The sequence below is a fragment of the Microcoleus sp. M2_D5 genome, assembly GCF_036701935.1.
Taxonomy (GTDB): domain Bacteria; phylum Cyanobacteriota; class Cyanobacteriia; order Cyanobacteriales; family Microcoleaceae; genus Microcoleus.
In genome coordinates this window covers 1-9,533 of sequence record NZ_JAUBRP010000129.1, presented here as the reverse complement: position 1 = coordinate 9,533, position 9,533 = coordinate 1, and the positions used below count along the sequence as shown (strand labels likewise).

General features: G+C 47.0%; 9 protein-coding genes. 7 read left to right on the top strand and 2 right to left on the bottom strand.

What is annotated here, in order from left to right; translation table 11 throughout:
- Positions 1-98: 98 nt before the first annotated feature.
- Positions 99-1,046 (bottom strand): 7,8-didemethyl-8-hydroxy-5-deazariboflavin synthase subunit CofG, encoded by a 948-nt coding sequence (cofG, locus tag QUA50_RS28425; protein ID WP_333259844.1) that lies wholly within the window; start codon positions 1,044-1,046, stop codon positions 99-101.
- On the opposite strand from cofG, the gene QUA50_RS28420 reads away from it, so the two are divergent.
- The 7 genes from QUA50_RS28420 to QUA50_RS28390 all read left to right on the top strand — a co-directional run bounded on the left by QUA50_RS28420 (position 1,030) and on the right by QUA50_RS28390 (position 5,917).
- Entirely contained in the window at positions 1,030-1,194 is a 165-nt protein-coding gene (locus QUA50_RS28420; RefSeq protein WP_333259847.1) for a hypothetical protein, read from the top strand. The genes cofG and QUA50_RS28420 overlap by 17 nt on opposite strands.
- A 214-nt stretch (positions 1,195-1,408) precedes the next feature.
- Positions 1,409-2,491, top strand: coding sequence for a photosystem II q(b) protein (gene psbA / locus QUA50_RS28415; protein WP_333148960.1), 1,083 nt, complete (start codon positions 1,409-1,411; stop codon positions 2,489-2,491).
- Positions 2,492-2,816: 325 nt separating this feature from the next.
- Positions 2,817-3,221 (top strand): hypothetical protein, encoded by a 405-nt coding sequence (locus QUA50_RS28410; protein WP_333268701.1) that lies wholly within the window; start codon positions 2,817-2,819, stop codon positions 3,219-3,221.
- A 167-nt stretch (positions 3,222-3,388) separates the two neighbouring features.
- Entirely contained in the window at positions 3,389-3,886 is a 498-nt protein-coding gene (locus tag QUA50_RS28405) for a GNAT family N-acetyltransferase (RefSeq protein ID WP_333268699.1), read from the top strand.
- A gap of 20 nt (positions 3,887-3,906) precedes the next feature.
- Positions 3,907-5,115, top strand: a complete 1,209-nt coding sequence (gene cbiE / locus QUA50_RS28400) for a precorrin-6y C5,15-methyltransferase (decarboxylating) subunit CbiE (RefSeq protein ID WP_333268697.1) — start codon at positions 3,907-3,909, stop codon at positions 5,113-5,115.
- A gap of 63 nt (positions 5,116-5,178) precedes the next feature.
- Complete coding sequence (locus tag QUA50_RS28395; protein WP_333268695.1) at positions 5,179-5,523, top strand: hypothetical protein; 345 nt, start codon at positions 5,179-5,181, stop codon at positions 5,521-5,523.
- Between the two features lie 4 nt (positions 5,524-5,527).
- The gene (locus QUA50_RS28390; RefSeq protein WP_333268693.1) at positions 5,528-5,917 is read left to right on the top strand and encodes a hypothetical protein; all 390 of its coding nucleotides are present in this window, start codon (positions 5,528-5,530) and stop codon (positions 5,915-5,917) included.
- A 28-nt stretch (positions 5,918-5,945) separates the two neighbouring features.
- On the opposite strand, the gene QUA50_RS28385 is transcribed toward QUA50_RS28390, so the two are convergent.
- The gene (locus QUA50_RS28385) at positions 5,946-9,362 is read right to left on the bottom strand and encodes a DNA methyltransferase (RefSeq protein ID WP_333268691.1); all 3,417 of its coding nucleotides are present in this window, start codon (positions 9,360-9,362) and stop codon (positions 5,946-5,948) included.
- Between the last annotated feature and the right edge of the window lie 171 nt (positions 9,363-9,533).

Sequence of the window (9,533 nt, the reverse complement as noted above, 5' to 3'; positions counted from 1 at the left end):
GCATGAGTTGTACGATCGCACGCGAGCAATTGGGGCTACTTATAGTTTATGCCATAACCGCCTTGGCGATTGCTATACTATTCCGATGCTACCGGAATTTATATAACTCTCCAGTTTTTTACAGCCGTTTGCAATGTCTGGGGCAGCCACTTATCGTACTGAGGATAAACAGGCAAACGCTTTACGAGTTGCCATCCCGATGCTGCTAAAATGTCTGTTAAAGTTTGGTGTTGCAGGTGAGGATAATCGGGATTAACTTCATCCCGCGGCCCAATTCCTCCTAAATCTCTAGCACCTGCTTCTAAACAAGCCAGCAATATGTCTGGTTGTGCAACTAAATTGGGCGGAATTTGTAGGGCAATTTCATCAGGTAAAATGCTGCGGGCGATCGCAATTACTTCCGGCATTTTTGTAGCATCAAAAACTTCACCGTCCCAAATTTGCTGATTTCCCGGAGTGTGTGGCTGGAGGATAACTTCTTGAATGTGATTGTAGGGCGAATGAATCCGGGCGATCGCCTCTAAAGTCTCCACCCAATCTGCCTCACTTTCCCCAATTCCCAGCAGCAAACCAGTTGTGAACGGAATCTTTAATTCCCCAGCCCATTCTAACTGTTGCAGCCGCAACGCCGGCACTTTACTCGGTGCGTGTCGGTGAACAGTTTGTAACAAATGTGGAGTAAGCTGTTCTAGCATCAGCCCCATCGATACATTTACCTCTTTTAACAGTGCCATCTCCTCAAAGCTGAGCGGCCCCACATTAGTATGCGGCAAAAATCCCAGAGCAAGTGCCAGTTCGCACAAATCGTAAATCCGCTGCAACCAAGCTTTTCGCCGTTGACTGTGAGGATGTACCTCGCCGCTGAGGATGAGAATTTCAATTACACCCTGAGTTTGCAGCAAGTTGAGCTGTTTTTCGGCTTCTGCGAGTGTTAGCCAAGGACTTTGCAGGGGTTCTGCCCGAAAATTGCAATAGGTGCAGCGGTTAAAACACTCGTAAGTGGGAACCAGAGTATAAGCAGGGCTGTAGGTGACTGTGCGAGACATTCCTTGGGATTTTTATCGATCGGACTTACGCAACAACATATATCTGTGCAGTGCGAGTTTTGCGGTTGGCGATCGCAACCCTTCATCTATCTTAACACTGACGCAAGTCCGCAATCTCGTTCCCCCGGTAGATTATGAGTATTCTTGATTTGTGGGCGATCGTCCGCCAATTCCGCACTCTGCTTTTTAAAACACCATACAGCAAGCATTCTGGCTTATTATCAGCGCAGCTTATGACATTCATAACAAAAACTGTGCTGAGAAGGCCTTTACAAACTGAAATAAAAGCTTTATGTTTATTTACATGGCGGAACACAAAGCCGTCACGAACATTGAAAACCAAATAAAGCAATCATAAACAAATGACAACAACCTTACAGCAGCGCGAAAGCGCCAACGTCTGGGAACGCTTTTGTGAATGGGTCACAAGCACCGACAACCGCATTTATGTAGGTTGGTTCGGAGTCTTGATGATTCCTACCCTCCTGAGCGCCACCATCTGCTACATCATCGCCTTCATCGCTGCTCCTCCAGTGGACATCGACGGCATCCGCGAACCAGTAGCAGGTTCCTTAATGTACGGCAACAACATCATCACAGGTGCAGTTGTTCCCTCATCCAACGCAATTGGTCTTCACTTCTACCCAATCTGGGAAGCAGCTTCCCTCGATGAGTGGTTGTACAACGGCGGCCCTTACCAATTGGTAATTTTCCACTTCCTGATCGGTGTATTTTGCTACATGGGTCGTGAATGGGAACTGTCCTACCGCTTAGGTATGCGTCCTTGGATCTGCGTAGCATACTCTGCACCAGTTGCAGCAGCCACCGCAGTATTCTTGATCTACCCAATTGGACAAGGTTCGTTCTCCGACGGTATGCCCTTGGGTATCTCCGGCACATTCAACTTCATGATCGTGTTCCAAGCCGAGCACAACATCCTGATGCACCCCTTCCACATGTTGGGAGTTGCCGGTGTCTTCGGTGGTAGCTTGTTCTCCGCCATGCACGGTTCTTTAGTTACCTCTTCCTTGGTTCGTGAAACAACCGAAACCGAATCTCAAAACTACGGTTACAAATTCGGTCAAGAAGAAGAAACCTACAACATCGTTGCAGCCCACGGCTACTTCGGTCGTTTGATTTTCCAATACGCTTCATTCAACAACAGCCGTTCCTTGCACTTCTTGTTAGGTGCATGGCCAGTAGTAGGCATCTGGTTTACCGCTTTGGGTATCTCCACGATGGCTTTCAACTTGAACGGTTTCAACTTCAACCAATCGATTATCGACTCTCAAGGTCGCGTTATCAACACTTGGGCTGATGTCATCAACCGCGCTAACTTGGGTATGGAAGTAATGCACGAGCGCAATGCTCACAACTTCCCGCTTGATTTGGCTGCTAGTGAAGTCACTCCAGTAGCAATGGTTGCTCCTTCTATCAATGGCTAAGTTTTAGTTTTTGATTAACAAAAAGCGCTCCTAGAAATAGGGGCGCTTTTTGTTTTGGGAAAAAATTTGTCAGATAGTCATGGACGCATGGATCTGCAGGCGAAGACACCGCAACTACAAAAATAAACAGTTCGCGATCGAACTTTTATCAAAGAAACCGGGTTTCTTAACAAATCTCCGGGCGAGCTCGCCTGTTAGAGGGGAAGTTCCTTTGATTGTCTTGCTGATTCCCGAATAATTTTTTATAATCTATAGTCGAAGTCAAAATCACTCTAAGAGAGCGTGACTTCTAACTTCGGATATAAAACCTGCGATCGCCTTATTTATGACAATAGAAGAATTGCAAATCAAGCTCGCAGACATCAATCACTTAGTTGAGACATTCCAAACATCAGTAGCTTTGGAAAACTACTACTCGGATGACACTGTGATGATTGAAGGAGATGGTACGATTACTAGCGGCAAAGAAAACTGCCGCCAAGGAAGAGAAATCTTTTTTCAAGAACTGTTAGTTGAGTTTCGAGAATCAAAATTAATCGGTCAAGATATTGCTGTTTCAGCCGACAAGGATTATGACTTTGTAGTAATTTCCAATTGGTACAATGATTACACGGTTAAAGTTGACGGTCAAATCATTGATTCTAAAAGCAACCAAATCTCGATCGGCTATTGGAAAGATGGTTTAGTAGTCAAGGAAAGTTATAACTATCCAGTGATTACGGTAGTTTAGTGCTGTTTGCTAATCACACTGACGCAAAATCAAAGAAACCGGGTTTTTGCCCGGTTCAATGGCTGTAACGCCTCTTATGGGTCAAAAACCAGGTTTCTGACCACCAATGCGTCCTGGACTAATATGGATAGGTGCGATCGCCCTTTAATCCAACATAAATAATCCCCATGATATTTGAAACAGAGAGATTAGTTTTGAAACCGATGGTGGAGAGCGACCTCAACACGCTTCATAGAATTTTTATCGATGCCTATGTGAGGAGATATCTGTGCGACGGCGAAATCTGGTCGCTAGAAAGAGTAGCAGAAATGCTCGAAAAGAACAAAAAGCTTTTTGAAGAAAAGAAATTCGGTTTGTGGTTTATCGAAACTAAGAGCGATCGAGAAACGATTGGATTTGTTGGTTTGTGGTATTTTTTTGAAGAAGCACAGCCCCAGTTAGTTTACGCACTGCTGCCGAAAGCACTTAAAAAAGGTTACGCTACTGAAGCATCAACCAAAATATTGAATTATGGTTTTGGTGAACTTGGCTTTAACTATCTTGTCGCAAGTTGCGATCGCCCAAACATTGAGTCGCAAAAAGTCGCAGAAAGACTCGGAATGAGGCAAGTAGAAGAAAGAATTATGAATGGAAATCCGATATTATTCTTTAGAATCGATAAGTAGTAATTAGCAGTAAGGGTGCAATGCACAAATGGCTTTCGGTGGTGGGGATTGGCGAAGACGGACTTTCGGGATTGAGTGCGATCGCCTTTACCCTACTCGATCGATCTCAAGTCGTTGTCGGCGGTGCCCGTCACCTAGCAATGCTACCAACCGACGACACTCGCGAAAAATTGGTTTGGGCATCGCCTTTGCAGACAACAATTGATGACATCCTCCGCCGCCGGGGACAGTCTGTGTGCGTGCTCGCAAGCGGCGATCCCATGTGTCACGGCATCGGCGTCACGCTGTCGCGCCAGATTCCTATTTCGGAAATGACTGTAATTCCCGCTGCATCGGCTTTTAGTCTTGCTTGCGCCCGTTTGGGTTGGCCGCTGGCCCAAGTTGAGACTTTCAGTTTGACAAATCGCCCGATCGCATCGATCGCCCTTGCTTTCTCGCCGGGGGCGCGCTTGCTGGTGTTGAGCGCTGACAGACACACGCCGGGAAAGGTTGCCGAATTGTTGACGCAGCGGGGGTTTGGCAGCAGTTTGATGACTGTGTTCGAGCGGATGGGATCGGAATCGGAACGGCGGATCGAGGGGGTAGCAGCAGCCTGGAATGCACCGGATTTGGCTGATTTGAACGCGATCGCGATTGCAGTTGCAGCCGATCGCGAAACTGTGATTTTCCCCCGTACCTCCGGTTTGCTGGATGCTGCTTATCGCCACGACGGACAACTTACCAAGCGGGAGGTTCGAGCCGTTACTCTGTCAGCGTTAGCACCGATTCCGGGTGAGTTGCTGTGGGATGTGGGGGCGGGCTGCGGCTCGATCGCGATCGAATGGATGCGGAGTCATCCTCGGTGCAGGGCGATCGCGATCGAACGCGATCCGACTCGATTGCAATACATCGCCCAAAATGCCTCGACTTTCGGCGTTCCCGAACTCGAAATTGTTGCGGGATCAGCGCCGGAAGCCTTGACAAATTTGCCTCAACCGAATGCTATTTTCATCGGCGGCGGTGTCACTGCAGAAGCTGTGCTGGAAACTTGTTGGAATGCTTTAGGTGAAGGCGGCCGATTAGTTGTTAATGCGGTGACAGTTGAGAGCGAGTTTAAAGTTTTGCAATGGCACGATCGTTATGGCGGGGAACTAATTAGAATTGGGATTCAGCGAGTAGGGGCGATCGGTTCTTTTCAGGGTTGGAAACCGCTGGCACCGGTGACTCAGTGGGCGGTAGTTAAGAGGTAAAATGCGATCGATCTTTTTCCAATAAAGCTATAATCAATAATATCCTCTGGAATGAGAGTGATAATGCCAGACGAATCATCTGTAGATCCTTATTTAGATCGACTGTTTGAAGACTATTCCAACACTGAAGTTATCGAACTACAGCAATATGTGTCTGAATGGGATAGAGGAACTTATCGAACTGTGGCCCAAAGTGTGTTAGATCATTCACAAAGAAAAGGATTTGATCCACTCAAATATCTGCGTAAAGCACACAACTTCAACACCAGAGGTGCTGTAAGAGTTCCTCGCACGGGATATCGGCAGGATGGAGCCGCTGTTTACCGAAAGGGCAATGAGTTTTTAATTGTGCGACCTGACCAGTATGGTGTTGAGAAAATCGTGACTTATGGCATTAATGAGGAATAGCGATATGGCACAAGTTCAAAACAAATTAGCGCTTGGGCAGGATATTATTGTGCAACTTTTGGCACAGTTGACAGTTGACTATCAAAACACTAAATCAGAGCGCAAAGAGATATCTCAGAGGTATCTTGGTTCTGAGGAAGATTTTTCGTTTCTGGAGGAGCTTGAGTTAGTAACAGTAAGTATTCGCGGTTATGCTAGTCAGATTGAGGAGCGCGCAGAGGTTGAGAATCGCGACCAAGCGATCGCAGAGTTACATCAGCTCAGGGTGTTCGATCGTTCTGCGATCGCTCAGTTTTATGATGAGACGCGATCGGGCTATCTTCAAATGCGAGCCTATATCCGAATGCTGGACTATTTGCGGTTGCTGGTGTTGGAGTATTTGCAGATGGCATAGAGAAGGTAACAGAAACTTACCCATCGCTCTAAAGTTCTGCGAGATGCCAGAATGTCATCCCATCTTCATTATGACTGAGCAAAATCCCCAAATCTTCGAGACTTTCTAGACAGTCGAGAATTACTTTTTGTTTGCGATTTGCCCCTTTGAAATGGGCGGTAACTTGGGCGGCTGTCCATTCACCGCTTTGGGTGCGGAATAAGTCGCGGATGGCCCAAAGTTGCTCTTTGAGGGTTTTGGGGAAGGGTTGTTGTTCTGCGGGGGCGATAGAGGTTTCGGTTTCGGTTTCGGTGGTGATGCCTGCAAGGGATGGTTGCACGTAGGTTTCGCCGGGGGCTTGGTAGTGGGGGCGCAGCCAGCGAATCAGTCCGTTGCGTTCTTCTTCAGCGCGTTGGGCGTTGAGGGTGACGAGGTTTTCCAGGATTTGGTCGTCGGTGAGGGTGGGTTCCCAACCATAGGCGGCACATACGGCGGCATCGAGTTCGTCGTGGATTTGTTTGAGGGTGGAGACTAGGGCTTTTTGGTTGAAGGCTTTGTCTTTGTCGTCGAGGGGTTCGCCTTGGGGGAGTTTTTCGAGGAGGTTGTACATCCCGGTGATGGTGACTTCGGGATGAGTGGTTTGGACTCGTTTGCGGTGGCTGTCGAGGCTTTCTCCGAGTTCTCGGATGGTTTGTTTTTGGGTGTCGGTGGGAGTGGGGAAGGGGAAGGGGTAGAAGACAATTGACGGTTTCCATCGCAAATCATTTCCCTTGCCCATTCGCGGTGCAATCTTTTTAAGCCACTTTTGATGTACTAAGGATTCTAAAATGCCTAAAATCCAGGCATCATCTGATGCGACTGTGTAAAGCTGAACATCCGGCAAAACATCACTATCAACAAAAAAGAATGGCTTAAATTTAGAAGTGTCTGGCGTGACAATAAATCGATTCAAGTTGTTGACAGCTTTTCTTAATCCTGGTCTTTTCTCGCCAAAAACCCACCAATTATCCCGATTTGATTTTCTATTTTGCTGGTCTCGAAATGGCTTAACTGTTGTTAGAAGCCTTTGGAATAATAGAGGAAAATGTTGAGAGGCTTCATCTTTAGATAAACCGAAAAAATCAATAATCCACTTTTTCTGAAAATTTTGAACTAAATCTCTCCCAATCGCATACGATCTGATGACTGACGGCAAATTCTGCTTGTCTAAATCAAGCTGTTGGAAATCATGTTCTTCAATTATAAACCCTGTGCCTAATGGAATAACACCCTGAAATGAGATTCCATCATTTGATTTTAACGGTTTCATTTTGACGGTATCACTGCCAACAGTCAAATCAGAATTAATCAATCCCTTAATTACCTCAAATTTTAAAATTTCATTTTCATTTTCTCCCTGAGATTCATACTTGACTTTCATCAAAAAGCCTGAAATTGACGGTTGGGGTGTCACGACAGTCATAGCAATACGTACCGCAGCACCATCTTTACTATCTGTCCAAGGATGATCGGCAATAGCAAAGTAAAGAGATATTTCTTGCTCGCCGACATAATGGTCTAGAACTTTCCTATTGAATGATTGAACAATACTGTTTGTTGTAATAAAGCCAAACCTTTGAATTTTCTTCGACTTGGCAAGATTTGCGGCCTTCTCCCACCAGTACATTACAAAGTCAACCGTATCTGACAAGTTTTGGTAAGTCTTCCTCAACCATTCAACATACCCGTCATCAAGGCTCTCACGCATTCTCTTATTCCCAATAAACGGGGGATTGGACACAATATAATCTGCCTCCTGCCACTCGGCCGCCCTCGGATTCAAATACCGATAAATTGTTACTTTGTCTGTAGGATCGGGAATATCCTCCCCCGTCACCGGACTTTTCATCATCCGCCCGCCCCAGCGAGTTCTCACTTTCCCCGCCGCATCCACATCCGGTTCGATTCCATCATAAGCTAACACCGCATCCCGGCATTGAATATTGTTGTACTCGCGCAACACGGGTTCGATCGGCGGAATGTCGCCAAACCGCCGAAAATGCCACTGCAAATACCCAATCCAAATCACCAAATCGGCGATCGCAGCCGCCCTCGGATTGATTTCAATCCCCAAAAACTGACTCGGATTAACTTGTGCAATATCTAACAGCAACTGCGCCGATCCGGTGACATCCTCCAAACGCCGCAACACCTCGGATTCCAATCCCTTCAACAAATCCAAAGTCACGTACAAAAAATTGCCCGATCCGCACGCCGGATCGAGAATCTTCACCTGTTGTAACTCCGTCAGAAATGCTTCTAAAAGTGCGATCGCCTTTTTCCTTTGATTTGCAGTCGGTTCCGATTCCCTCGCGTTGAGCAACTGTTTAACCTCCGCTTGTACCGCAATCCAGCGATCGCCCAAAGGTTCCATCACCACAGGTTTTACCAACCGTTCCACATACGATCGCGGCGTATAATGCGCCCCCAACTTACTCCTCTCCCGCGAATCCAGCGCCCTTTCCAACAGCGTCCCAAAAATCGCAGGTTCCACATTGCACCAATCCCGCTTCGCCGCCTGCAACAAAAGTTCCAACTGCGCCTTTGTCAAAGCAAACGCCTGCGACTCGGCAAACAATCCGCCATTAAACCGCAAAAGTTGGCCGTGAAAGCCAAAACTCGTCCCCTGATTCATCGCCTCCCACAGCGCCTCTACCTCCGGCTTAAAAGTCTTCGGATTGAGAATCCATCGGGTTTCCAGCGCCTGAGTAAACAAATGTTCTTTGAGTAACCCCACATCTTCCGCAAACATGGTGAAAATACAGCGCATCAAAAACTGGGCGACTTGCTGCGGATCGACATTCGCCTCCATTCCCTTCGCCAACTCTGCCAAATCCGCCGCTACTTCCCGCGTCACCCGCGCCGCAATTTTTTCTGGGTTGCGCTGCTGCGGATTGGTAAAAATATCGACAAACAAATCGAAAATATCGGCTTTCCGCAACTCAATTAGCCCGATTTCTCGCCGCGCCCCGTAGCCGCCATAATCGCCGCTAAAACCCATCCACAATTCAAAATGGTCGCCAATATCGCAAGTTAATAAAAACGGCGGTTTGCTGCTAAGATTGCGGGTATAAGCAACGGCTTGCACAAAGGCTTTTTCCATCTCTCGCAAATAGCTATTAGTTCCGCGCTTTGCAGTTCCTTTTTTACTTGTAGTTCCGCCTTGTTTAGCTTCGATTAAAAAGTGTTCTGCTTTGTAAAAGTCAATAAACCCCGGAGTTACTTTGCCGCTGGGGTGAAAAATTTTGACATCTTTATCAAAGCAGTAGGGATCGTTGGGAATTCTGCCTTTATCAAAAGGGCGATCGACTCCCAGCGCATCGCACATTTCCGCAAAAAACAACTGGTAGTTTGCCGGTTCGTTACCGCTAGAACCCGTCCAGCGCTTGATGAATGTTTCGACACGCGTGCGATCGGCCTCATTCATGTTTCAACCCTGTTGCTTGCTTTTTCCTGATTCTACAGTCCTCGACGCACGCGGGGCGGGTTTATGAGATTGTAAATTACGGGCAATTATTGTAGGTGAACCCGCCCCTTGTATCTTAAAAGAGACAAGCTATCAAACCGCAAAATGCAGGCTATCGAACCGCAGACACGG

Bases quoted from the DNA above. Each gene is read 5' to 3' on its own strand.
- cofG (WP_333259844.1), bottom strand. From the start codon at position 1,046: ATGTCTCGCACAGTCACCTACAGCCCTGCTTATACTCTGGTTCCCACT.
- psbA (WP_333148960.1), top strand. From the start codon at position 1,409: ATGACAACAACCTTACAGCAGCGCGAAAGCGCCAACGTCTGGGAACGC.
- QUA50_RS28410 (WP_333268701.1), top strand. From the start codon at position 2,817: ATGACAATAGAAGAATTGCAAATCAAGCTCGCAGACATCAATCACTTA.
- QUA50_RS28405 (WP_333268699.1), top strand. From the start codon at position 3,389: ATGATATTTGAAACAGAGAGATTAGTTTTGAAACCGATGGTGGAGAGC.
- cbiE (WP_333268697.1), top strand. From the start codon at position 3,907: ATGCACAAATGGCTTTCGGTGGTGGGGATTGGCGAAGACGGACTTTCG.
- QUA50_RS28395 (WP_333268695.1), top strand. From the start codon at position 5,179: ATGCCAGACGAATCATCTGTAGATCCTTATTTAGATCGACTGTTTGAA.
- QUA50_RS28390 (WP_333268693.1), top strand. From the start codon at position 5,528: ATGGCACAAGTTCAAAACAAATTAGCGCTTGGGCAGGATATTATTGTG.
- QUA50_RS28385 (WP_333268691.1), bottom strand. From the start codon at position 9,362: ATGAATGAGGCCGATCGCACGCGTGTCGAAACATTCATCAAGCGCTGG.